Source organism: Spiribacter halobius (assembly GCF_020883455.1).
GTDB lineage: Bacteria > Pseudomonadota > Gammaproteobacteria > Nitrococcales > Nitrococcaceae > Sediminicurvatus > Sediminicurvatus halobius.
Genome location: NZ_CP086615.1, coordinates 1658730 through 1682952, shown reverse-complemented (window position 1 = coordinate 1682952; position 24223 = coordinate 1658730). Strand labels below are relative to the sequence as shown.

The window sequence follows — 24223 nt, the reverse complement described above, 5'->3', positions numbered from 1 at the left end:
GCTGTGATGACAGAGCCAGATTCCGGGGCCATACGAGAGAGGGTGAATGGCGAAGGAAGACAATATCCGAATGCAGGGCACCATCGTGGACGTGATGCCCAACACCATGTTTCGCGTGGAGCTGGAGAACGGCCACACCGTGACCGCTCACATCTCCGGCAAGATGCGCAAGCACTATATTCGCATCCTGCGCGGTGACAAGGTCACCGTGGAGCTCACGCCCTACGACCTGAACAAGGGGCGCATCGTCTACCGCGCCCGCTGAAACCGTAGCGCCGGCCTCCCTGCCGAATTCCCGCGTCGGGGCGGCGATCGCCGCCCCGCCACTGCTGCCCTACTCCACCACGTCGGGTTCGTCGATATGGAAGGCGAGGGAATCCCTTTCCTCGTCCACGTCGACCACCACGTGGCCGCCGTGCGCCAGGCGCCCGAACAGGAGCTCGTCCGCCAGCGGCCGCTTCACGCGGTCCTGGATCAGCCGCGCCATGGGCCTCGCGCCCATCTTCGGGTCGTAGCCCTTCTCCGCGAGCCAGCGGCGGCCGGCTTCGGAGATCTCCACGGTGACCTTCTTCTCGGCGAGCTGATGGCGCAGCTCGCGGATGAATTTGTCCGCCACCCGTTCCACGACCTCCGGTGCCAGGCCGTTGAACTGGATGATGGCGTCCAGCCGGTTGCGGAACTCCGGCGTGAAGGTCTTGCGGATCGCCTCCATGGCGTCCGTGCCGTGATCCTGCGGCGTGAAGCCGATGGACCGGCGGCTCTGCTCTTCCGCACCGGCGTTGGTGGTCATCACCAGGATGACGTTGCGGAAGTCGGCGTGGCGGCCGTTGTTGTCCGTCAGCGAGCCGTGGTCCATGACCTGCAGCAGCAGGTTGAACACGTCCGGATGCGCCTTCTCGATCTCGTCGAGCAGCACCACTGAATGCGGATGCTTGATCACCTCCTCGGTGAGCAGGCCGCCCTGGTCGAAGCCGACGTAGCCCGGGGGCGCGCCGATCAGCCGGGACACCGTGTGCCGCTCCATGTACTCGGACATGTCGAAGCGGATGAGGTGGATCCCCATCACCTCGGCGAGCTGGCGGGTGACCTCGGTCTTGCCGACGCCGGTGGGCCCGGCGAACAGGAAACTGCCCACCGGCTTCTCGGTGTCGCGCAGGCCCGCCCGGGACATCTTGATGGTGGCCGAGAGCGTATCGATGGCCTCATCCTGGCCGTAGATGACGCGCTTGAGATCCTTCTCCAGGCTCTCCAGCAGGCGCATGTCCGAAGTAGAGACCCGCTTCGGCGGGATCCTCGCCATCTTGGCGACGATGGACTCCACATCGCCGACGTTCACGGTCTTTTTCTTCTTCGACGGCGGCAGCAGGCGCAGGTTGGCACCGGCCTCGTCGATCACGTCGATGGCCTTGTCGGGCAGATGCCGGTCGGTGATGTACTTCGCCGCCAGCTCCGCGGCCGCCTCCAGGGCGGGCTGCGTGTAGCGCACGCCGTGGTGGCTCTCGAAGCGCTCCTTCAGCCCGCGCAGGATCTGCACGGTCTCCGGCACGGTGGGCTCCGAGACATCGATCTTCTGGAAACGCCGGGCCAGCGCCCGATCCTTCTCGAAGACGCTGCGGTATTCCTGATAGGTGGTCGAGCCGATGCACTTCAGCTCGCCGCTCGCGAGCATGGGCTTGATGAGATTGGAGGCGTCCATGACGCCGCCCGACGCCGATCCTGCACCGATGATGGTATGGATCTCGTCGATGAACAGGATCGCGTGCTTCTCCTTCTTGAGCTGGGCGAGCAGCGACTTCAGGCGCTTCTCGAAGTCGCCCCGGTACTTGGTACCGGCCACCAGAGCGCCCAAGTCCAGGGAGTAGATGCGGGCGTCGGCGAGGATCTCCGGCACCTCGCCGTCCTCGATCAGCTTCGCCAGGCCCTCGGCGATGGCGGTCTTGCCGACGCCGGCCTCGCCCACGTAGAGGGGGTTGTTCTTGCGCCGGCGGCAGAGCACCTGGATGGTGCGCTCGATCTCGTGGCGGCGGCCGATGAGCGGGTCGATCCGCCCCTGGTTGGCGCGGGCATTGAGATCCGTCGCGAAGCTCTCCAGCGGCTTGCGGGTCGCCCCTTCCTGCGCGGCCTCCTCGTCTTCCTGCGGCGGTCCGGGCTCGGCACTGCCGCCGCCGTCGTCGCCGGGCACCTTGGAGATGCCATGGGAGATGAAGTTCACCGCGTCGAGACGCGAGATGTTCTGCTTGTGCAGGAAGTAGACGGCCTGGGACTCCTGCTCGGAGAAGATCGCCACCAGCACGTTGGCACCGGTGACTTCCTTCTTGCCGGAGGACTGCACGTGCAGGATCGCGCGCTGCAGCACCCGCTGGAAGCCAAGCGTCGGCTGCGTCTCGCGCGTGTCGTGCGGCGGCAGCAGCGGCGTCGTCTCGTCGAGAAACGTCTCCAGATCCTTGCGCAGACTGTCCAGGTCCGCGCCACAGGCACGCAACACCTCCAGGGCTGCCGGGTTGTCCGTCAGCGCGAGCAGCAGGTGCTCCACTGTCAGAAATTCGTGCCGCTTGTCACGCGCCTCCTTGAAGGCGAGATTCAGCGTGAACTCAAGCTCTTTGCTCAGCATGCGCGTCTACCTGGTCTGCCCCGCCGTGTGACCTGTCACTGCCACCGCTTGGACCCGGTGGCCGGTATCCGGTTCCTCGCTCAGGCCGGTTCCATCGTGCACATCAGCGGGTGGTCGTGCTCGCGGGCGTAATCGTTGACCTGATCCACCTTGGTCTCGGCGACGTCACGACTGAATACCCCGCAGATCCCCTTACCCCGAGTATGCACGTGAAGCATGATTTGTGTGGCCTTGCCGCGGTCCATGTAGAAAAAGGTCTGCAGGACCTCCACTACGAACTCCATCGGCGTGTAGTCGTCGTTGAGCAGCACCACCCTGTACAGCGGGGGCTGCTTGACCTTGGGCTCGGCCTCCTGGACCGAGAGCCCGTCGTCACCTTCACGCTTCGGATCGCGTTCGTCACTCATACCGGATCAGTCTGCCCTGCTCGGACACCGGGAGATGGGGATCACATCCCGATTCTAAAAGGTCGGCGTGATGCCGCCAACGGTGGGAACTACTGAGCGGCAAGGAATGAGTTGCAAGTGGCAAGTTGCAAGTTGCAAGAGGGGAAGGCGCCGTCACGGGCCGGCAGGCGCTCCGAGAGGGGGCCTCTGTACTTGCCACTTGCAACTCGCAACTTGCAACTCGCGCGCCGCCGGCGGCGCGCGAAAAAAACCCGGAACCTTTTGAGTTCCGGGTCTGCGGAGTGTGCCATCCGACGGATGGCACGGCCCTGACGGGGATGGAAGGCGCTCGCGGCTACTGGGCGACCTTGAACTGCTCTTCCTCGGTGGAGCCGGTCATGGCCGTCACCGATGACTGGCCGCCCTGGATCACCTGGGTGAGCTGGTCGAAGTAGCCGGCACCCACCTCGCGCTGATGGCGGGTCGCGGTGTAGCCGTCCTTCTCGGCCGCGAACTCCTCCTGCTGCAGCTCCGAGTAGGCCGCCATCTGGCGCGCCTTGTAGCCCTTGGCGAGCTGGAACATGGAGTGGTTCAGGCTGTGGAAGCCGGCCAGGGTGATGAACTGGAACTTGTAGCCCATCGCAGCCAGCTCGTCCTGGAACTTCGCGATGGTGGCGTCGTCCAGCTTGCCCTTCCAGTTGAACGAGGGCGAGCAGTTGTAGGCCAGCATCTGGTTCGGGAACTCCCGCCGGATGGCCTCGGCGAAGCGCCGGGCGAAGCCGAGATCCGGCGTGCCGGTCTCGCACCAGATGAGGTCCGCATACGGCGCATAGGCGAGCCCGCGGGCGATGGCCTGGTCCTCACCCGCCTTGGTGCGGAAGAAGCCCTCGGCCGTCCGCTCGGTGGTGAGGAACGGGGCGTCGTACTCATCGACGTCCGAGGTGATGAGGTCCGCCGCCAGGGCGTCGGTCCGCGCCACCACAAGCGTCGGGGCATCCATGGTGTCGGCCGCCAGGCGCGCGGCGATCAGCTTCTGCACCGCCTCCTGCGTGGGCACCAGCACCTTGCCGCCCATGTGGCCGCACTTCTTGACCGAGGCGAGCTGGTCCTCGAAGTGCACACCGGCGGCACCGGCGCGGATCATGGATTTCATCAGCTCGAAGGCGTTCAGCACGCCACCAAAGCCGGCCTCGGCGTCGGCGACGATGGGCTGCAGCCAGTCGATGCTGTCGTCCCCCTCGGCATGGTGGATCTCGTCGGCGCGCAGCAGGCAGTTGTTGATGCGCTCCACCACCGCCGGCACGGAGTTCACCGGGTACAGCGACTGGTCCGGATACATCGTGTGGGCGGAGTTGGCGTCCGCCGCCACCTGCCAGCCGGACAGGTAGATGGCCTTGAGCCCGGCCTTGACCTGCTGCATGGCCTGGTTCCCAGTCAGCGCGCCCAGGGCGTTGACGTAGCCCATCTCCTCGTCGTGCAGGCTACCCCAGAGCTTCTCGGCGCCCTGCCGCGCCAGGGTGTAGTCGATGTGCACACTGCCGCGCAGGCGCTCCACCTCTTCGGCCGGGTACGGACGGGTGACGTCGGCCCAACGCGGATTCTCGGCCCAGTCACGCTTGATCTGCTCGATGCTCTTGCGCTCGGTCATGATGGATCTCTCGCCTCCCTTACGGGATATCGCTGATAATCCCGGCCAGCTGCCGGGGCGGTCGTCGGGGGCGTGGCTTGCTCCCTTTGTGCCGATGCGGGCGCCTTTGTGCGCCGCCGGCCGGCCCCGGGGTGCCCTGTCACCCCGTCGACCCCGCCTGCCCGGTTACCAGGCGGGGCGCCACGCCGCGCTACGGCCGTCGACCCCACCTCCGTTCGAGGCGCGGGCCGGCCCGTCCGCGGGCCCTGCAGGCGCGCTCGCATGCCGCGAACGCCAGCCTTGCCCGGACTGTATGCCGCGCCGCACCATTTGACAATACAATTCACACAATATCTATTATGAATTTACCCAATGCTTGAGCCGCTGCCATGAGTGCCCCAGCCGTTACCGGTGCCCCCTACCGCCAGGATCGCCTCAAGCAACTGCGGGCGTTCTGCTTCACCGCCCAGGCCGGCAGCATCTCCCGCGCCGCCGAGCGGCTCGGCCTGAGCCAGCCGTCAGTCTCGCTGCAGGTCCAGGCCCTTGAGCGCGAGCTCGGCATCACCGTGCTGGAGCGCCGGGGCCCGCGGATACGGCTGACGCCGGACGGCGAGCGGCTCTACGAGCTGGCCCAGCCGCTGGTGGAGGGCGTGGACGCCCTGCCCACCCGTTTCGCCGAACGCAGCGCCAGCGTGGACCGTGGCCACCTCGACATCGCCGCCGGCGAGTCCACCACGCTGTATCTGCTGCCGGAGCTGCTGCGCCGATACATGGCGGCCCATCCGGGGGTGCGCATCAAGCTGCACAACCTGCAGGGCCGCGAGCTCGGCGAGGCCCTGCGCCAGGACGAGGTGGATTTCGGCGTCGGCTCGATGCTGGATCTGCCAGACGACGTCAACTATCGCGCCATCTATTCCTACGGGCTTTCCCTGATCACACCGCAGGACCACCCCCTCGCCCGCCGGGACGTCATCTCCCTGCGTGACCTCGCCGGCGGCGAGCTCATCGTGCCGCCGCGCCAGCTCACCACCTGGCGGCTCATCAGCCTCGTCTTCCAGCAGCACAGCATCCCCTACCGGGTTCGCCTGGAGGTGGGCGGCTGGGAGACCATCAAGCGCTACGTCGAGCTGGGATTCGGTATCGCCATCGTCAGCAATATCTGCCTCACGGGCGAGGAGCGGGTGGCCGTGCGCTCGCTGCCAGAGATCTTCCCCAAGCGGACCTATGGGGTCATGGTGCGGCGTGGGCGGTTTCTTTCCGCCCAGGCCAAGCGCTTCATCGAGCTCATGAAGCCCGACTTCTTCGAAGAGCCGGAGAGCGCCGCCCGCAGCCGGCCGGCGCACCGTGAGAATGTCTTCGTCGCCTCCGACGGGGTGGATGCGATATGAGCGACTGGCGACCGCACGTCACCGTTGCCGTGGTGGCGGTGGACACCGACGGCCGGCTGCTGCTGGTTGAGGAACATGTCGATGGCCGCCGCGTGCTGAACCAGCCCGCCGGTCATCTCGAGGACCGGGAGAGCCTTGTCGATGCGGCCATCAGGGAGGCCCGGGAGGAAACCGGCTGGCGGGTGGAGCCGGAGGCAATCATCGGTCTGTACCGCTGGCGCCACCCGAACAGCGCAGAGACCTTCCTGCGCACGGCATTCTACGCCCACGCGGTAGAGCGGATCCCCGACGCTGAGCTGGACGCGGAAATCGAGGCCGTGCGCTGGCTTACCCGGGAGGAACTGAAAGCGGCACGACCACGCTGGCGCAGCCCACTGGTCGGCCGTGTCATAGCCGATCTGGACGCCGGCGCCCGCTACCCGCTCGCGGTGCTGCAGGACCTTCCCTGACCCTGCCGCACCGGAACGCCCTGCCGTGCTAGGCTCCCGCGCCAGGTCAGCATTGGCAGCCGGATCACTGCACACCATGGCGGTTTCCAGGGACAGCATCGTCGTCGGTCTCTCCGGAGGCGTGGACTCGGCCGTCGCCGCGCTCCTGCTCGTCGAGCAGGGCCACGACGTGCAGGGTCTGTTCATGAAGAACTGGGAGGACGACGACAGCGACACCGAGTGCAGCGCCGAGGCGGATTTTGCGGACGCACGCCAGGTCGCGGACACCCTCGGCATCCCTTTGCACCGGGTGAACTTCGCCCGCGAGTACCGCCAGCAGGTGTTCGAGGCGTGTCTCGCCGAGTTCCGCGCCGGCCGGACCCCGAATCCGGACATCCTCTGCAACCGGCACATCAAGTTCCGCGCCTTTCTCGACCACGCCCGCCGGCTCGGGGCCACGCGCATTGCCACGGGCCACTACGCGGGGGTCGGCGGCCGACCCGGGGCGCGGACGCTGCTGCGCGCCGCCGACGGCAACAAGGACCAGACCTACTTCCTGCATGCCCTGGACCAGGCGCAGCTGGAGGCGGCGGTGTTCCCGCTTGCCGGACTGCGCAAGGCGGAGGTCCGCCGGCGCGCGGATGCCGCGGGTTTCGCCAACTTCGACAAGCCCGACAGCACCGGTATCTGCTTCATCGGCGAGCGCGATTTCGCCGAGTTCCTGGGTCGCTACCTGCCGCGCGAGCCGGGACCCATCGTCGATATCGACGGTAGCGTGCTGGGGGAGCACCGTGGCCTTGCCTTCTACACCGTGGGGCAGCGGCGCGGGCTCGATCTCGGCGGGCGCGCCGAGCGCAGCGGCGCCCCCTGGTACGTGTTCGACAAGGACCTCACCGGCAATCGCCTGATCGTGGTCCAGGGGCACGACCATCCGGCGCTGCTGGCCGGCGCGCTGGAGGCCAGCGACGTGCACTGGATCAGCGGTGCACCGCCGCGGGCGCCCCTCGACGCCCTGGCGCGGGTGCGGCACCGCCAGCCACTGCAGCCCTGCCGGGTAGTGCCGCGGGGGCGCGACCGTGCACGGGTGATCTTCCGGCATGCGCAGCGTGCGCTGGCGCCGGGGCAGTCGGTGGTCTTCTACGACGATAGCCGTTGCCTCGGCGGCGGGGTTATCGAGCGGCGTCTGGACCCGGCAGCGGGGGAGCCCGACCTTGGCGTCGCCTGAGCGCGAGCAGGCGCTGGCGCTGGCCGGGCTGGTACAGGCGCTCTCCGAGGTTCGCCAGATCGCCGCCCACGGCCAGGGCGAGCGGCGGCGGATCGAGCCCTGCCTGCATGCCCTGCTGAACCAGTGGGAGGGCTCCGTCGCCGACCTCTACGGCGGCCCCGGGGCCCTCGAGCCCGGGCTGCGGCTGCTGGTGGAGCATCTCGCCCAGCCACGGGAGATGGAGCTGACGCGCTATCTGGTGGCGGTGATGCAGCTCGAGCGTAAGCTGCGCCGCGACCGGCAGCGCTTCCAACGGGTGATCGACGGGCTCGCCCAGGCGAGCAAGCAGGCGGAGTACTTCGAGAGCGTCAGCCACGACAGCGTGCTGCGCAATCTCGGCGAGCTCTACCGGGAGAACATCAGCCCGCTGCGCCCGCGCATCGTGGTGCGGGGCCATCAGGCCTATCTCGAGGACCCCTACAACGCCGCGCTCATCCGCAGCCTGCTGCTCGCGGCCCTGCGCGCCGCCAGCCTCTGGCGGGCATCGGGGGGCGGCCGGCTCCGGCTTATCATCGGTCGACGCGGCATCATCGAGGCCGCCCGCGGCGAGCTCGCCCGCATCTACTGACGGCCCGGCGCGCTGCTCTTCCGCGGTGCGTCATGTAGAATATGGGCGCCTCGGGGCTGGCGCCTGCCGCCCCGAAGCCGCAGAACACACGACTTGCGGGGCAGACGGATCGGTGTGCCGGCCCTGAGCATCGATGGCCGCCCCTACCCGCCAAATGGACCGGGAGGACCGATGAGCAATACCTACAACGCCCGCTCGACGCTGAACGTCAAAGGCCGGCAGTACGATATCTACCGGCTGGACGCCCTCAAGGACCGCTACGACGTCGACCGCCTTCCCTTCTCGCTGAAGGTGCTGCTGGAGAATCTGCTGCGCAAGGAGGACGGCCAGAACGTCACCGCCGAGCACATCGAGGCGCTGTGCAACTGGGACCCGAAGACCAAGTCCCAGGAGCAGATTGCCTTCATGCCGGCGCGGGTCGTCCTGCAGGACTTCACCGGCGTGCCGGCGGTGGTGGACCTCGCCGCCATGCGCGACGCAATGCAGAAGCTCGGCGGCGACCCCAAGCTGATCAACCCGCTGGAGCCGGCGGACCTCGTGATCGACCACTCCGTGATGGTCGACCACTACGGCACCGCGAACGCGCTGGACCTGAACACGAAGATCGAATTCAAGCGCAACGAGGAACGCTACAAGTTCCTGCGCTGGGGCCAGAAGGCCTTCTCGAACTTCCGTGTGGTGCCGCCCGGCACCGGCATCGTCCACCAGGTGAACCTCGAGTACCTCTCCAAGGTGGTGTTCACCAAGGAGACCGAGGGCAATCCGCTGGCCTATCCGGACACCCTGGTGGGTACTGACTCCCACACCACCATGGTCAACGGCCTGGGCGTGCTGGGCTGGGGCGTGGGCGGCATCGAGGCCGAGGCGGTCATGCTCGGCCAGCCGATCACGATGCTCATCCCCGAGGTGATCGGCTTCAAGTTCACCGGCAGCATGCCCGAAGGCGCGACCGCCACCGATCTGGTGCTGACGGTGACGCAGATGCTTCGCGAGAAGGGCGTGGTGGGCAAGTTCGTCGAGTTCTTCGGCGACGGCCTCGACAACCTGCCGCTGGCCGACCGGGCCACGATCAGCAACATGGCGCCGGAGTATGGCGCCACCTGCGGCATCTTCCCGATGGACCGGGAAACCATCCGCTACCTCGAGCTCTCGGGACGCGATCAGGAGACCATCGACCTGGTGGAGGTCTACGCCCGCGAGCAGGGCATGTGGCGCGACACGGGCGATCGCGAGGCCGAGTACACCGACATCCTCGAGCTCGACCTCGGCGAGGTCGAGCCGAGCATCGCCGGCCCCAAGCGCCCGCAGGACCGCATCGCCCTGCGCAGCGCGAAGGAGGCGTTCCTGAGCTACCTGGAGGGCGAGCTCGAGGGCCGCGGCACGCTGCCCGACGCCGAAGAGGAGCGCTTCGAGGGCGAAGGCGGCCACACCGCCCCGGGCAACGACCTCTGGCACGAGGCCGGCGCCGTCGAGGTGGAGCTCGACGGCGAGAAGCACTACCTCAAGCATGGCGACGTGGTCATCGCCGCGATCACTTCCTGCACCAACACCTCCAACCCGGCCGTGCTGGTGGCGGCGGGCCTGGTGGCGAAGAAGGCCCACGAGCTCGGCCTCGACACCAAGCCCTGGGTGAAGACCTCCTTCGCCCCGGGCTCCCAGGTGGTCCCGGCCTACCTCGAGAAGGCCGGGCTGATGAAGCCGCTGGAGGCCCTCGGCTTCAACGTGGTCGGCTTTGGCTGCACCACCTGCATCGGCAACTCCGGGCCGCTGGACGAGACCATCACCAACGCCATCCGCGAGGGTGATCTGATCGTCTCCGGCGTGCTTTCCGGCAACCGCAACTTCGAAGGCCGCATCCATCCGGACGTGCCCGCCAACTACCTCGCCTCGCCGCCGCTGGTGGTGGCCTACGCCCTCGCCGGCACCATGGCCCGGGACCTGGTCAACGAGCCCATCGGCCACGGCAAGGACGGCAAGCCGGTATACCTGAAGGACATCTGGCCGTCGCAGCGCGAGATCGCCGAGCTGATCGGCAGCAGCATCAGCTCGCAGATGTACCAGGACAAGTACTCGGACGTCTTCGCCGGCTCCGAGACCTGGCAGAAGCTGCCGGTGCCGGAGGGCGAGATCTACGAGTGGCCGGACTCCACCTACGTCCGCAACCCGCCGTACTTCGAGGGCATGGACCTGGAGCCCGGGGGCATCTCCGAGATCGAGGGCGCGCACTGCCTGGTCAAGGTGGGGGACTCCATCACCACGGACCACATCTCCCCGGCCGGCGCGATCAAGCCGGACAGCCCGGCGGGCAAGTATCTGCAGTCCCTCGGCATCATGCCGCAGGACTTCAACAGCTACGGCTCGCGGCGCGGCAACCACGAGGTGATGATGCGCGGCACCTTCGCCAACGTTCGCCTGCGCAACCAGCTGGTCCCGGGCAGCCAGGGCAGCTGGACGGTGCACTACCCCTCTGGCGAGGAAATGTCCATCTACGACGCCGCCATGCGCTACAAGGAGGAAGGCACCCCCCTGGCGATCCTCGCCGGCAAGGAGTACGGGACGGGCTCGAGCCGCGACTGGGCGGCCAAGGGCACCGCGCTCCTTGGGGTGCGCGTGGTGATTGCCGAGAGCTACGAGCGCATCCACCGCTCCAACCTGGTCGGCTTCGGCGTGCTGCCGCTGCAGTATGCGGAGGGCGAGAATGCCGAGAGCCTCGGCCTCACCGGCGAGGAGGTCTTCGACATCGGCTCCCTGGAGGGCGAGCCGAGCTCGGTGAAGGTACGCGCGAAGGCGAAGGACGGCTCGGTGAAGGAGTTCGAGGCGCGGGTGCGCATCGACACCCCCACCGAGTGGGACTACTACCGCAACGGCGGCATCCTGCACTACGTCCTGCGGGACCTGGCGCAGAAGTCCCAGGCGGCGTAGACACCGCGGCAGGAGTCGCCAACAGAAAAGCCCGGCCTCGGCCGGGCTTTTTACTGAGCCTGTCGAACGTATGCTCAGCTATCGGCGGGCCTCTCCGCCTCGTGGGAGCGGTCGCCGATTGCGCTACGCTACGCCGTTACACGGCGTTTCGCGGTCGGGGACCGCTCCCACGCAGGCGCGCCCTGCGGGCGTCCGGAGCGGCTCCGCAGGCACGGCGCCCGGCCCTACTCACCCCGCTTGGCGAGCGTGCGCCAGAAGTCGTAGGCCGCCAGGGCCACGCAGCCGATCGTGAACAGAATCAGGTCCACGTGCGGCACGAACAGCGGTACGACGATCAGGAACAGGATAAGCCCGAGCAGGGCAAGACCTGCGAGAATGTATTCGCTCGTCATGTCGCCTCTCCCTCGGTGAGCTGTCGCACCAGCCAGCGCGCCGTGCGCAGGAGCCGCGCATCCTGCCCCCGCTGCCCCACCAGCTGCACGCCGAGAGGCAGGCCGTTCGGCCCGGTCAGCAGTGGCAGGCTCAGGCAGGGCAAGCCACAGAACGTCCAGAGACTGCAGAAGGCCGGGTCTCCCGTCGTGTCCAGACCCACCGGCGCCTCGCCCGGCACCGCCGGCGTCACGATGGCATCGAAGCGGTGGAAGATGGGCCGCAACCCTTCGTGGAGCACCGTGGACATGTCCCGGGCAGCCAGGTAGTCCGGCGCGCGGATACCTCGGCCTTCCTCCACCAGCTCCCTGAGCTTGTCGCTCATTTGATCCGGGTAACGATCCACGTAGTGGCCGACATTGCGCGCCATCTCCGCCCGCATGACGGCATCCAGCCACCCGCGGGCGCGAGCAAATACCTCGGGCATCTCCATCGCTTCGATGCGGTCGCCGAGCGCCTCCCGAAGCTCGTCGAAGGCCGCCTCGGTCCCCTCCTCGGCCCTGTCCCAGGCCGGACTGCCCGTGAACGCGAGGTCCGGCGCCACCGGCGGTTCCGAGAGCGTAGTACCGGTGAGAGGCCCGGGGTACTCGCGGACGTCGGTGTCGCTGCCGTCTGCACCCATCACCACCTCGGCAAGCGCCGCGTCCTCGATGCTGCGCGCGAATACGCCAACCTGATCGAGCGTCGGCGCGAGCCTGAGCACGCCAGTGCGGGGAATGGCGCCGTAGGTAGGCTTGAATCCCACCACGCCGCAGAAGGCGGCGGGCCGGATGACCGATCCATGGGTCTGGGTCCCGACGGCCAGCGGGACCATATGAGCCGCCACCGCCGCGGCCGACCCGCTGGACGACCCACCCGGCGTGCGCTCCGGGTCATGGGGGTTGCGCGTGTCGGCCGGCTGATAGTAGGCGAGCTCGGTGGTCACGGTCTTGCCCAGAATGACGGCACCGGCCTGCCGGAGCCGGCGCACCAGCGTGGCGTCCGCCTCGGGCCGGCGACCCTCGTCTACGGCCGTGCCATTGGTCGTGGGCATGCCCTGGACGTCGATGATGTCCTTGATGCCCACCGGCACCCCGTGCAGGGACCCGAGCGGCAGCCCGCGCTTGCGGCGCTGATCGCGTTCGTCTGCCTCCGCCAGCGCCTTTTCCGGATCCACGAACTTCCAGGCCCGGAGGGACTCGTCCTCCCGGGCGATCCGCTCCAGGCAGGCCTCGACGAGAGCGCGCGAGCTGAGCGCACCGGAGCCGATCCGCCGCGCCGCCTCGCGGGCGGTCAGGGTCACCGGGTCAGCTGGCTGGATACGCTCAGCCATAGATCACCCCCGGCAGCCAGAACACGATGCCCTCGAAGTTGTAGAGGATGACCATGCAGATGATCACCATTGCCAGGTACGGCATGCAGCCGCGGAATATCTGCGTGAGCTGCACGTGAGGTGGCGCTATCCCCTTGAGGTAATACGCGGACATCGCCATCGGCGGGGTCAGGAACGAAGTCTGCAGATTGAGCGCCACCAGAATCCCGAAGAACAGCGGGTCGATGCCGAAATGCGGCAGCAGCGGCAGGAAAATGGGCACGAAGATGATGATGATCTCGGACCACTCCAGCGGCCAGCCCAGCAGGAAGATGATCAGCTGCGCCAGGATCAGGAACATCACCGGGGACATGTCGAGCCCGGTCACGAAGTTCGTGATCACGTGCTCGCCGCCAAGATAGGAGAACACCGACGAGAACACCCAGGACCCGACGAACAGCCAGCAAACCATGGCCGTGGTCTTCATCGTCAGATAGACGGCCTCGCGCAGGCGGTCCCAGGTCAGCGCGCGGTAGCCGACCGCGAGTGCGAGGCCTCCCAGCGCTCCGGCCGACGCCGCCTCGGTGGGCGTGGCAAGCCCGAACAGAATGGAGCCGAGCACCGCGAGGATCAGTACCGCGAGCGGCACGAACGAGCCGATGATCATCAGCACCAGCTTGCCGGTGGGCACGTCGCCCACCTCCTCGTCCGTGGGCTTCGGCGCCTTTTCCGGCTGCAGGATGGAACGGACGATAATGTAGACCAGATACAGACCGGCCAGGAGGAAGCCCGGGAGCAGCGCCCCCGCATAGAGCCGCACGATCGACGTGCCGGAGGCCGCGGCATAGACGATGAGCAGGATCGACGGCGGAATCATGATGCCGAGCGTCCCGCCGGCGCAGATCACCCCCGAGGCGAAACTCGTGTCATAGCGGGCCTTGAGCATGGCCGGGAACGCCAGCAGCCCCATGAGCGTGACCACGGCGCCGACGATACCGGTGGCGGTGGCGAACAGCGCGCAGGTGATGAGCGCCGCGACGGCCATGGCGCCGGGCAGCCGGCGTGCCGCGATGTAGAGCGTCGAGAACAGGCGGTCGACGATGTTCGCGCGCTCGACGATATAACCCATGAACAGGAACAGCGGCACCGCGGTCAGCACCTCGTTCGACATGACCGAATAGGTCTGGTTGACGAACAGGTCGAAGACGCGGTTATTCAGGAAGCCGTCCAGCCAGGCAATCCAGACGTCCCAGCCTTCGGCGCCGGCCTCCACCGCGCGGTCATAGTCGCGCCACATGCGCCCGGGTTCCCAATACGCGAAATACCCGAAGGCGATGCCGAGGGCCATCAGCGTGAAGGCGATGGGAAAGCCGAAGAAGATGAACAGAATGAAGATCCCGAGCATCAGGATCCCGATTTGCGGTTCGGTCATGCGCGCTCTCCCCCGGAAGCGTGGCCGCTCATGGTGTCGGTACCTGCATAGCTTTCTCGTTCTTTGGCCTCGCGGGCCAGCTTCTCCTCGAGCTCCACGACGTCCTCTTCATGCTGCATCCACTCTCCGGTGCGCAGGCAGAGGATGCAGCGGCAGACCTGGGCGATGCCCTGGAGAAGGAGCAGCACCCCGGCGACGACGATCACCGTCTTGAAATGGAAGATGGGTACCCCGGCAGGCGAGAACACGCTCGTCTCCAGATAGCGCCAGGAGCGTCCGGCGTATTTCGCGCCGGCGAAGATCAGCGCGAGGATGCCCGGGAAGAAGAACAGGAAGTAGAGCACCAGCTCCACGCCTGCCTGCACCCGTGGCGGCCAGAGCCGGTAGAGGAAGTCGCCGCGCACGTGAGCATTGCGCGACAGCGTGTAGGCGCCGCCCATCATGAGCAGCGTGCCGTACATCATGTACGAGAGGTCGTAGGCCCACGCGGTCGGCGCATTGAAGAGATAGCGCGAGAGGACCTCGTAGCCCATCGCGAAGGCCATCAGCAGGATCAGCCACGCAAAGGCGCGGCCGAACCAGCCGGTGAGCGAGTCGATGAGTGTAACCAGCCTTACCATGGTGCGGGATTATCCTTTGCCGGTCGTTACGGCACGGCGGCCCCGCGGCCGCCGTGCATCTCTCCGGTTGTAGCCGCGCATGGCCCGGCCACTGGGAACCGCGAGGCCCCGGCCCGGCAGGATAAGGGCCCGGACCTCACGGCCTCGCTGGCTGCTAGAGCTTCAGACGACCGGGGAAGAAGTGCTCGTAGGCGAGCGCCTGATCCACGCCGTTCATGATCGTGTAGAAGCTCACGCGCCGCGCCCACTCGCGCTGGCTGTCCAGGACGCGCTTGTTGAACTCGTCGTCCTCCTCGAGCTCCGTGATCACGTCCGACCAGGCCTCGAGCTCCGCCTGCAGGATCTCGTCCGAGGTCCGGTGCAGGGTGACGCCATGCTCTTCCTGGAGCCGCTGCAGATCGCGCGAGTAGTTGTCCATCGCCGAGGCGAAGTTCGCGGTGGACACCGCCTCCGCGCCGTGACGCACGATGGCCTTGAGGTCGTCGTCCAGGTCGTCGAACACGTCCCGGTTGAAGATGATCTCGAAGGTCTCGTTGGCCTGATGGTACGAGCTCAGGATGTAGTGCTTGGCCACGTCCTGGGCACCGAAGCGCAGGTCGGAGGACGGGTTGTTGAACTCGAACGCGTCGATCACGCCGCGCTCCATCGCCGGGACGATCTCGCCGCCAGGCAGCTGGGTCACGCTCATGCCAAGTGCCTGCATGACATTGGTGGCCAGCCCCACGGTGCGGTACTTGAAGCCCTGGAGCTCCTCCACCGAGGTCACCGGCTCCTTGAACCAGCCGAACGGCTGCGGCGGCATCGGGAAGGCGTAGAATCCGTAGACGTTGAGCCCGAGGATATCCTGCGCCAGCTCGTGGTAGAGCTCCTGGCCACCACCCTGGTAGAACCAGCTGAGGAAGCTCTGGCCGTCCCAGCCCCAGACCGGCCCGGTGCCGAACAGCGACGCCGCCCGGTGCTTGCCGTACCAGTAAGCCGCCACGGTATGGGCGCAGTCGAGCACCCCGTCACTGACAGCGTCCATCACCTGGAAGGCCTGGACGACCGCACCGGCCGGCAGCAGCTCGACACGCAGCCGTCCGCCGGACATCGCCTCGAGGCGGTCAACGTACTGCTGGGCGAAGTCCATCCAGATGTCGCCGGATGGCCAGGAAGTCTGCATGCGCAGGGTGATGGGGCTCTGCTGGGCATGCACGTAGGGGGCCGGGAAGGTACTCGCCGCGGCGGCGCCGCCGGCTGCAAGCAGCCCCCCCTTGAGGAAATTTCGACGCGAGGTCGGCTTGCTGGTCACTTCGGCCTGATTGGTCTTGTTCGTGACCTGGCCGTTGTCTTTCGTCTCGGTCATCTCACTCCTCCCATTGGGGCCTTGGTTTATGCACCGATCGGCGGCCGTCTGGCCGCTTCCCGGCTCGGCACGCGTATCGCCCCGAACAGACGACACCCGAGCGGGAACCTTCTCATTCCGTCCGGCCGGCTGCCGCGTCCTTCCGCCTGCCGCGCGGCCGGCCGCTGTCCTGTACCGCCCGGCGGGCAGCAACCCGTAGTGGCGTCAGAGTATAGACCATGGGCTTCAGAGCCCATCGGCGAGCGCCGTCTGCAGCGATCGCCCGTCACCCATCCGCTCTTGGTCAGACCACGTAAAGTACATCACAGCCCCGCCGCAGCGAGCAAATCCCGGCGCGGGGGCGCCGAGCAGTAACGGCAAACACACCCGGGGGTATGTACGCAACCTCGCCCCCCGCCCACGGTCCAAGCGTGGAGGTCGCGCGGCGAGCGCCAGGCAAGGAGGGGTAATCATTCATGGAAGAGCGCTTCGAGCACCGTCTGCAGAAATTCGATCCCGGCGTGATCTGGCTCGACGCCGCACACCGCGTCACGGCCCTTAACGGCGTCGCGGCCGAGGTGCTGGGCGTCGCACCCGGCGAGGTGATGGGCCGCGAGGTACTGCAGCTGCATCCGCTCAAGAGCCGCGACAAGATCGCCTGGCTGCTGGAGGCGAGCGGCGGCGCCTACTGCCCGGTCAGCAGCTCGCCGCCAATGACGATGATGATCAACATCCCCGACCGCATCCTCCTGATCAAGCTCACCCGCATGGTCGGCGCGGGCGGTGCGCCGGGCGGTTACTGCCTGGTGTTCTTCGACGTCACCGATGCCACGTCGGGGGCGCGCCCGGCCGCCGACGGGCGTCTGCGGCAGCTGCGCAAGCTGCCCGTGTCGCGCCAGCAGGAGGTGATGCTGCTGGATCTGGACGAGGTGGTGCACCTGCGCGCCGGCGGGCATTACACCGACGTCTTCACGGCGGGCGAGCGCTATCTCTGCAACCTGTCGCTCGCCGACCTCGAGGCCCGCCTCGACCCCGAGCGCTTTCTGCGCGTGCATCGCTCCTACATCGTCAACCTCGGGTATGCCACCGCCCTTGCCCGCCGGGACGAGCGCTACGTACTCACCCTGGGCGACCGGAAAACCACCGAGGTGCCCATCAGCCGCAGCCAGGTGCCGCGGGTCAAGGATGCCTTCGGGCTTGCCTGAGCGTCCGGCTGCCATTCCGGCGGCAATACTGCCATTCACGCACCGATAACGCCGTTGGTGAATGGCGGCTTGTACGCAATGGACCCACTGCGCTGTATTGGGTGTACAAGTAGACCGGGCAACCGGCAGGGCAAGGAGGAGACAAGCCATGATCCCGGGGCGATTCGAATACCACGCCGCAAGCGGTGTCGACGAGGCGCTGCGCCTGCTGAGCGAGCTCGAGGGCGAGCGGGCCCTGCTCGCCGGCGGCCACAGCCTGCTGCCGATGATGAAGCTGCGCTTCGCCGAGCCGGCGCATCTCATTGATCTGGGCAAGATCACCGAGCTCAAGGGCATCCGCGAGGAAGGCGGCGAGCTGGTCATCGGGCCGATGACTACCGAGGCCGAGCTGCTCGCCTCCGACGTGCTCGCCCGCCGCTGCCCGTTGCTGCCGGAGGTGGCCCGGCAGATTGCCGACCCCCAGGTCCGCAACCGCGGAACGCTGGGCGGCGATGCCCTGCACGGCGATCCGGCCAATGACCATCCCGCCGTGCTGACCGCCCTGGATGCGCGCTTCGTCATCCGCGGCCCGCGCGGTCAGCGCGAGTCCGCTGCCGACGGCTTCTACCTCGGCCCCTATCTGAAGGATCTCGGGGACGACGAGCTGGTCACCGCCATCCGCATCCCCATCCCCGCGCCGGGCCACGGCCACGCCTACTGCAAGCTCAAGCGCAAGACCGGCGACTGGGCCACCGCCGCCGCCGCCTGCATTCTCGAGCTGGCGGAGGGCCGCGTACAGCGCGTCCGGCTGACGCTCACCAACCTCGGCCCCACGCCGATCCGCGTTCACGACGTCGAGGATCTGCTCACCGGCGAGCCGCTGGATGCCGGGCGCATCGAGCAGGCCGGCCAGGCCGCGGCCGCCGCCACCGACCCCGCCGAGGACCTGCGCGGCAGCCCCGAGTACAAGGCCCACGTGGCCGGTGAGATGACCCGCCGGGCCCTGCGCCTGGCCCAGGAGCGAGCCGAAGGAGGCGCCCGATGAGCGACAAGGTGCATGTGAGCTTCACGGTCAACGGCGAGGCCGTGGACGTGCTGGTGGACCCGCGGGAGCTGCTGATCCACACCCTGCGTGAGCGCCTGCGCCTCACCGGCGCCCACATCGGCTGCGAGACCAGCCACTGCGGCGCCTGCACGGTGGATCTGGACGGCGCCTCGGTGAAGTCCTGCACCGTGCTCACGGTCCAGTGCCAGGGGGCCGAGCTGATCACCGTGGAGGGGCTGGCCGGGCCCGACGGGCTGCACCCGCTGCAGGCCGCCTTCGTCCAGGAGCACGGCCTGCAGTGCGGCTACTGCACGCCCGGCATGCTGGTGCGGGGCTGGCGGCTGCTGCAGGACAACCCCGACCCCAGCGAGGCGGAGATCCGCTTCGAGATGGCGGGCAACCTCTGCCGCTGCACCGGCTACCAGAACATCGTGCGCTCGGTGCGCCGCGCCGCCCGTGAGCTGCGCGGCGAGCCCGTCGCAGAGGGCGAGGCGGCTACCGAGTAGCCGCGCCCCTGCCCGACAGGCGTCATCACCGATTCCCGACCGCCGCGACCTGCGGGCGGCCATCGCGAGGAGAGCAGACATGGCGAGCACTGCGGAAGATCTGGCACGGAGCGAGAAGCTCGGCGGCGTCGGCTGCCGGCGCAAGCGCACCGAGGACGCGCGCTTCATCCAGGGGCGCGGCCACTACGTGGACGACATCCAGCGCCCGGGCATGCTGTTCGGGGATTTCGTGCGCAGCCCCCACGCCCACGCCCGCATCAAGGCCATCCACAAGGACAAGGCGCTGGCCCTGCCCGGCGTGCACGCCGTCCTCACCGCCGAGGACCTGGCGCCGCTGAACCTGCACTGGATGCCCACCCTCGCCGGCGACAAGCAGATGGTGCTCGCCGACGGCAAGGTCTGCTTCCAGAACCAGGAAGTGGCCATGGTGGTGGCCGATGACCGCTACATCGCCGCCGACGCCATCGACCTGGTGGAAGTGGAGTACGAGCCCCTGCCGGCGCTGGTGGACCCGCACCAGTCCATGGCCGAGGACGCCCCGGTGATCCGCGACGACCTCCAGGGCCAGGACGAGGGTGCCCACGGCAAGCGCGTCCATCACAACCACATCTTCACCTGGGAGGTGGGCGAGAAGGACGCCACGGACCGCGTCTTCGACGAGGCCGAGGTCACGGTGCGCGAGCAGATGCTCTACCCCCGCGTACACCCCTGCCCGCTCGAGACCTGCGGCTGTGTGGCCGACTTCGACAAGGTGCGCGGCGAGCTCACCGTGCACCTCACCTCCCAGGCGCCCCACGTGGTGCGCACCGTGTTCTCCCAGCTCTCCGGCATCCCCGAGAGCAAGGTGCACATCAACGCCCCCGACATCGGCGGCGGCTTCGGCAACAAGGTGGGCGTGTATCCGGGCTACGTGGTGGCGACGGTGGCCTCCATCGTCCTCGGTAGGCCGGTGAAGTGGATCGAGGACCGCATCGAGAACCTCTCCACCACCGCCTTCGCCCGGGACTACCACATGACCGGCGAGCTCGCCGCGACGAAGGACGGGAAGATCCTCGGCCTGCGCGCCCACGTCCTGGCGGACCACGGCGCCTTCGACGCCTGCGCCGACCCGAGCAAGTGGCCGGCGGGCTTCTTCAATATCTGCACCGGCAGCTACGACATCCGCACCGCCTACGCCCGCGTCGACGGCGTCTACACCAACAAGGCGCCGGGGGGCGTGGCCTACCGCTGCTCGTTCCGCGTCACCGAGGCCTGCTACCTCATCGAGCGCATGATCGACGTGCTCGCGGTGAAGCTCGGCATGGACAAGGCCGAGATCCGGCTGAAGAACTTCATCAGGCCGGAGCAGTTCCCCTACCCGTCGGCCCTCGGCTGGGAGTACGACTCCGGCGACTATCACACCGCCCTGAAGAAGGTCATGGAAGCCTGTGATTACGAGGGGCTGCGCCGCGAGCAGCAGGAGAAGTGGGAGCAGCACGGCGAGCTCATGGGCATCGGGCTGTGCACCTTCACCGAGATCGTCGGCGCCGGCCCCACCCGCAACTGCGACATCCTCGGCGTCGGCATGTTCGACAGCGCCGAGATCCGCGTGCACCCCACCGGCAGCATCATCGCCCGCATGGGCACCAAGACCCAGGGCCAGGGCCACGAGACCACCTACGGCCAGATCATCGCCACCGAGCTCGGCCTGCCCGCGGACAACATCATCATCGAGGAGGGCAACACCGACACCGCCCCCTACGGCCTCGGCACCTACGGCTCGCGCTCGACGCCGGTGGCCGGCGCCGCCACCGCCCAGGCCGCACGCAAGATCCGCGACAAGGCGAAGAAGATCGCCGCCCACCTCATGGAGGTGAGCGAGGACGACCTCGAGTGGACCGGCGAGGGCTTTCAGGTCAAGGGCGTGCCGGACCAGGTCACGGACATGCCCACCATCGCCTGGGCGGCCTACAACAACGTCCCCGAGGGCATGGAACCGGGACTGGAGGCGGTGGAGTACTACGACCCGCCGAACATGACCTACCCCTTCGGCGCCTACCTCTGCGTGCTGGACATCGACCGCTACACCGGCGAGACGAAGATCCGCCGCTTCTACGCCCTGGACGACTGCGGCACACGCATCAACCCGATGATCATCGAGGGTCAGGTGCACGGCGGGCTCACCGAGGCCTTTGGTGTGGCCATGGGCCAGGAGCTGCCCTATGACGCCCAGGGCAACATCCTCGGCGCTTCGCTCATGGATTACTTCGTGCCCACCATGATGGAGGCGCCGAGCTGGGAGACGGACTACACCGTCACCCCCTCGCCGCACCACCCCATCGGCGCCAAGGGCGTGGGCGAGTCCTCCCACGTGGGTGGCATCCCCTGCTTCTCCAACGCCATCAACGACGCCTTCACCCGCTTTGGCATCACCCACGTGGACATGCCCCACAACGCCTACCGGGTCTGGCGCACGCTCCATGAGCTCGGCCTCGACCGCCGGCCGGAGGCCGACCAGGTGGCACCGTTCCAGCCGAAGCCGCGCCCGGAGGGCGAGCGCGCACCGGCGGCGGGCCAGCCCCAGGCAAAGGGCGAGGGCATGCAGGTGGTGCTCGACCGGCGCTACGACCTTGCCATCGCGCCCGACGACGCCTGGGCCCTGCTCCAGGACATCCGTGAGGTGGCCGCCTGTATGCCCGGCGCCGGCATCACCGAGCAGCTGGACGACAGCCATTACCGCGGCGAGATGCGGCTCAAGGTCGGTCCCGTGAGCGCCACCTTCAACGGCGACATCGAGGTCCTGGGGCTGGACGCCGAGCGCCGGGAGCTGCGCATGAGCGGCCGCGGCGCCGACTCCAAGGGCACCTCCAGCGCCACCATGGAGCTCACCGCCCGGCTCGAGCCCGGCGCGGATGGGCGCACGGTACTCGCCGGGCGGGCGGTGATCTCGCTCACCGGCAAGTTCGCAAGCTTCGGCGGGCGCATGCTGGAGAACATCTCCGACCGGCTGCTCTCGCAGTTCGTGGAGCGCTTCGAGACCCGCGTGCAGGCCGGCGGCGAGGGTGCCGAGGCCGAGGCCGCGCGGCGCAAGCTCGAGGAAGGCCCCCAGGAGCTGAACGCCATGACCCTGCTCTGGGGCAGCATCAAGGCCTTCTTCCGCCGGCTGTTCGGGGGCAGTCGCTGACGCCATGGAGGGCGCCGAGGGCTACCGCGAGCGGCTCGCCGAGGCAGGGTATGTCGCCGACCCGGCGCTGGCCACCACTCTGGCCCTGGCCGAGCAGCTCGGCCGGCCGCTGCTGCTGGAGGGCGAGGCCGGCGTCGGCAAGACCGCCGTCGCCCAGGCCCTCGCCCGCCTCCACGGCAGCCGGCTGATCCGCCTGCAGTGCTACGAGGGGCTGGATCTGCAGTCGGCGGTCTACGAGTGGGACTACCAGCGCCAGCTGCTGGCCATTCGCCTGCTGGAGGCCGAGGGCCGGGCCGGCGAGGACGCCGAGGCGGCGATCTTCAGCGAGCGCTATCTGCTGCGCCGCCCGCTGCTGGAAGCGATCTCGGCCACCGAACCGCCGGTGCTGCTGATCGACGAGATCGACCGCGCCGACGAGGAATTCGAGGCCTATCTGCTGGAGGTGCTCTCGGAGTTCCAGGTCACGGTGCCCGAGCTCGGCACCCTGCGCGCGGCCAGCCGCCCGCGGGTGCTGCTCACCTCCAACGCCACCCGCGAGCTCTCCGACGCCCTGCGCCGGCGCTGCCTCTACCACTATCTGGACTATCCCGGCCTGGACAAGGAGCTCGCGATTCTCGAGGCGCATCTGCCCGGCATCGACCGGCGGCTCGCCGAGCAGGCCGTGCGCTTCGTCCACGAGCTGCGCCGGCTTGGGCTGCGCAAGGCGCCGGGGGTGGCCGAAACCCTGGACTGGGCCGCCGCGCTCATGGGGCTCGGCCTGGAGCGCATCGACCAGTCGCCGGAGGCCCTGCTGGAGACCCTCTCCTGCCTGGTGAAGACCCGCGCCGACCGCGACGCCCTCACCCCGGAGCGCATCGACGCGCTGGCCGCGGAGACGCGATGACCCCGACCGCACCGCCGGTGGCCGCGAACCTGCTCGGGCTCTGCCAGAGCCTGCGCGCGCGGGGCTGGCCGGTGGGCATCGAGGAGCAGCACGACGCCCTGCGCATCGCCGAGGCCGTCGGCCTCCAAGACCGGCGCGCTCTCGCGGCGGCGCTGCGCCCCCTGCTCTGCGGCACGCCGGAGCAGTGGCGGGAGTTCGACGAGCTCTTCCAGCGCTACTGGTTCCCGCGCCGCGGCGTGCGCACCCGCAGTCAGGGGCCCGGGGGCGGGCTGCAGCCGGTACCCGGCGCCGGCGGCGGCGAGCACGGCAGCCCCGACCGCCCGCGGCGGAGCGAGGGCCCCGGCGACGCCGACGCCGCGCCCGGCAGCGCCGCCCAGCACGGGGCGAGCGCCCGCCGCGCCCTCGGCCACACGGATTTCCGCCATCTCCACGACGCCGACGAGAACGCCGCCCTGGAGGCCCTGATGGAGCGCCTTGCCCGCCGCTGGCAGCGACGGCTGCGCCGACGCTGGCGCAGCGCCGGGCGCCGCGGGCGGCTCGATGTGCGGCGCACCCTGCGGCACAGCCTCGGCCAGGGCGGGATACCCGTGGACCCGGCCTTCCGCCGGGCGCGCCGGCGGCCACCGGCGCTGGTGCTGCTGGTGGACGCCAGCCGTTCCATGAGCGTCTACAGCCTGCGTTTCCTGCGCCTCGCCCGCGGCGCCCTGCTCGCCTTTCCCCGGGCCGAGGCCTTCATCTTCCACACCCACCTGGTGCGGGTCACCGAGGCCGTGGCGGCGCCCTCCCCGGAGCGCATGCGCGAGCAGCTCGCCCTGCTCTCCAGCGGCTGGTCCGGCGGCACGCGCATCGGCGAGTCCATCGAGGCCTTCAACCGTGACCACGCCCCATCCGTCGCTCGCCGCCGCGGGGTCGCCGTGATCCTCAGTGACGGCCTCGACACCGGGACCCCCGAGCGCCTGGCCGCCGCCATGGCCGAGCTCCGCGGGCGCTGTGGGCGGGTGGTCTGGCTCAATCCGCTCGCCGGGCGCACCGGCTATCGGCCCGAGGCCGCGGGCATGCGCGCCGCCCTGCCCTATGTCGACCGGCTCGCGCCGGCCCACGATCTCGCCAGCCTGCTCGCCCTCGAGGACGAGCTGGCCAGACTCTGAGGAG

General features: G+C 68.5%; 20 protein-coding genes. 12 read left to right on the top strand and 8 right to left on the bottom strand.

The window, feature by feature from the left end:
* Window positions 1-46 precede the first annotated feature (46 nt).
* Window positions 47-265 (top strand): translation initiation factor IF-1, encoded by a 219-nt coding sequence (gene infA / locus LMH63_RS07625; RefSeq protein WP_109679123.1) that lies wholly within the window; start codon window positions 47-49, stop codon window positions 263-265.
* Window positions 266-334: 69 nt separating this feature from the next.
* Here infA and clpA read toward each other — a convergent pair whose 3' ends face one another.
* The 3 genes from clpA to aceA form a co-directional block, all read right to left on the bottom strand.
* Entirely contained in the window at window positions 335-2611 is a 2277-nt protein-coding gene (gene clpA, locus LMH63_RS07620) for an ATP-dependent Clp protease ATP-binding subunit ClpA (protein WP_109679122.1), read from the bottom strand.
* 80 nt (window positions 2612-2691) lie between these two features.
* Entirely contained in the window at window positions 2692-3018 is a 327-nt protein-coding gene (gene clpS, locus LMH63_RS07615) for an ATP-dependent Clp protease adapter ClpS (RefSeq protein WP_109679121.1), read from the bottom strand.
* Between the two features lie 334 nt (window positions 3019-3352).
* A complete protein-coding gene (gene aceA, locus LMH63_RS07610) occupies window positions 3353-4645 on the bottom strand; it encodes an isocitrate lyase (protein ID WP_109679120.1) in 1293 nt (430 codons plus the stop codon).
* Window positions 4646-5013: 368 nt separating this feature from the next.
* Here aceA and LMH63_RS07605 point away from each other — a divergent pair, with 368 nt between their 5' ends.
* The 5 genes from LMH63_RS07605 (at window position 5014) to acnA (ending at window position 11194) form a co-directional block, all read left to right on the top strand.
* Window positions 5014-6012 (top strand): LysR family transcriptional regulator, encoded by a 999-nt coding sequence (locus LMH63_RS07605; RefSeq protein WP_109679119.1) that lies wholly within the window; start codon window positions 5014-5016, stop codon window positions 6010-6012.
* On the top strand, window positions 6009-6461 hold the full coding sequence (locus tag LMH63_RS07600) for an NUDIX domain-containing protein (protein ID WP_109679118.1): 453 nt from the start codon (window positions 6009-6011) through the stop codon (window positions 6459-6461). The genes LMH63_RS07605 and LMH63_RS07600 overlap by 4 nt, the downstream gene beginning before the upstream one ends.
* Window positions 6462-6537: 76 nt before the next feature.
* Window positions 6538-7665, top strand: coding sequence for a tRNA 2-thiouridine(34) synthase MnmA (gene mnmA, locus LMH63_RS07595; protein ID WP_109679117.1), 1128 nt, complete (start codon window positions 6538-6540; stop codon window positions 7663-7665).
* Entirely contained in the window at window positions 7652-8272 is a 621-nt protein-coding gene (hflD, locus tag LMH63_RS07590; protein ID WP_109679116.1) for a high frequency lysogenization protein HflD, read from the top strand. The genes mnmA and hflD overlap by 14 nt, the downstream gene beginning before the upstream one ends.
* Window positions 8273-8443: 171 nt before the next feature.
* Window positions 8444-11194 (top strand): aconitate hydratase AcnA, encoded by a 2751-nt coding sequence (acnA, locus tag LMH63_RS07585; protein ID WP_109679115.1) that lies wholly within the window; start codon window positions 8444-8446, stop codon window positions 11192-11194.
* 224 nt (window positions 11195-11418) lie between these two features.
* Here the strand turns inward: acnA and LMH63_RS07580 are convergent, their stop codons facing one another.
* The 5 genes from LMH63_RS07580 to LMH63_RS07560 form a co-directional block, all read right to left on the bottom strand.
* A complete protein-coding gene (locus LMH63_RS07580) occupies window positions 11419-11586 on the bottom strand; it encodes a hypothetical protein (protein ID WP_158280399.1) in 168 nt (55 codons plus the stop codon).
* Window positions 11583-12935: an amidase gene (locus LMH63_RS07575; RefSeq protein WP_109679114.1), complete on the bottom strand. Its 1353-nt coding sequence runs from the start codon at window positions 12933-12935 to the stop codon at window positions 11583-11585. Before LMH63_RS07575 ends, LMH63_RS07580 begins: the two co-directional genes overlap by 4 nt.
* Window positions 12928-14346 carry a TRAP transporter large permease gene (locus LMH63_RS07570; RefSeq protein WP_109679113.1) on the bottom strand — a complete coding sequence of 473 codons (1419 nt, stop codon included), beginning with the start codon at window positions 14344-14346 and terminating at the stop codon, window positions 12928-12930. The genes LMH63_RS07575 and LMH63_RS07570 overlap by 8 nt, the downstream gene beginning before the upstream one ends.
* Window positions 14343-14966 (bottom strand): TRAP transporter small permease subunit, encoded by a 624-nt coding sequence (locus tag LMH63_RS07565; protein ID WP_109679112.1) that lies wholly within the window; start codon window positions 14964-14966, stop codon window positions 14343-14345. Before LMH63_RS07565 ends, LMH63_RS07570 begins: the two co-directional genes overlap by 4 nt.
* A gap of 154 nt (window positions 14967-15120) precedes the next feature.
* Window positions 15121-16311 carry a TRAP transporter substrate-binding protein gene (locus tag LMH63_RS07560; RefSeq protein ID WP_109679111.1) on the bottom strand — a complete coding sequence of 397 codons (1191 nt, stop codon included), beginning with the start codon at window positions 16309-16311 and terminating at the stop codon, window positions 15121-15123.
* Between the two features lie 455 nt (window positions 16312-16766).
* Here LMH63_RS07560 and LMH63_RS07555 point away from each other — a divergent pair, with 455 nt between their 5' ends.
* The 6 genes from LMH63_RS07555 (at window position 16767) to LMH63_RS07530 (ending at window position 24219) form a co-directional block, all read left to right on the top strand.
* A complete protein-coding gene (locus LMH63_RS07555; RefSeq protein WP_109679110.1) occupies window positions 16767-17495 on the top strand; it encodes a LytTR family transcriptional regulator DNA-binding domain-containing protein in 729 nt (242 codons plus the stop codon).
* 148 nt (window positions 17496-17643) lie between these two features.
* Window positions 17644-18519, top strand: a complete 876-nt coding sequence (locus tag LMH63_RS07550) for an FAD binding domain-containing protein (RefSeq protein WP_109679109.1) — start codon at window positions 17644-17646, stop codon at window positions 18517-18519.
* Window positions 18516-19025 (top strand): (2Fe-2S)-binding protein, encoded by a 510-nt coding sequence (locus LMH63_RS07545; protein ID WP_109679108.1) that lies wholly within the window; start codon window positions 18516-18518, stop codon window positions 19023-19025. Before LMH63_RS07550 ends, LMH63_RS07545 begins: the two co-directional genes overlap by 4 nt.
* Before the next feature lie 79 nt (window positions 19026-19104).
* Window positions 19105-22188, top strand: coding sequence for an aerobic carbon-monoxide dehydrogenase large subunit (locus tag LMH63_RS07540; RefSeq protein WP_109679107.1), 3084 nt, complete (start codon window positions 19105-19107; stop codon window positions 22186-22188).
* A gap of 4 nt (window positions 22189-22192) precedes the next feature.
* Window positions 22193-23071 carry an AAA family ATPase gene (locus LMH63_RS07535; RefSeq protein ID WP_109679106.1) on the top strand — a complete coding sequence of 293 codons (879 nt, stop codon included), beginning with the start codon at window positions 22193-22195 and terminating at the stop codon, window positions 23069-23071.
* Window positions 23068-24219 (top strand): vWA domain-containing protein, encoded by a 1152-nt coding sequence (locus tag LMH63_RS07530; RefSeq protein WP_109679105.1) that lies wholly within the window; start codon window positions 23068-23070, stop codon window positions 24217-24219. The genes LMH63_RS07535 and LMH63_RS07530 overlap by 4 nt, the downstream gene beginning before the upstream one ends.
* Window positions 24220-24223: the final 4 nt, after the last annotated feature.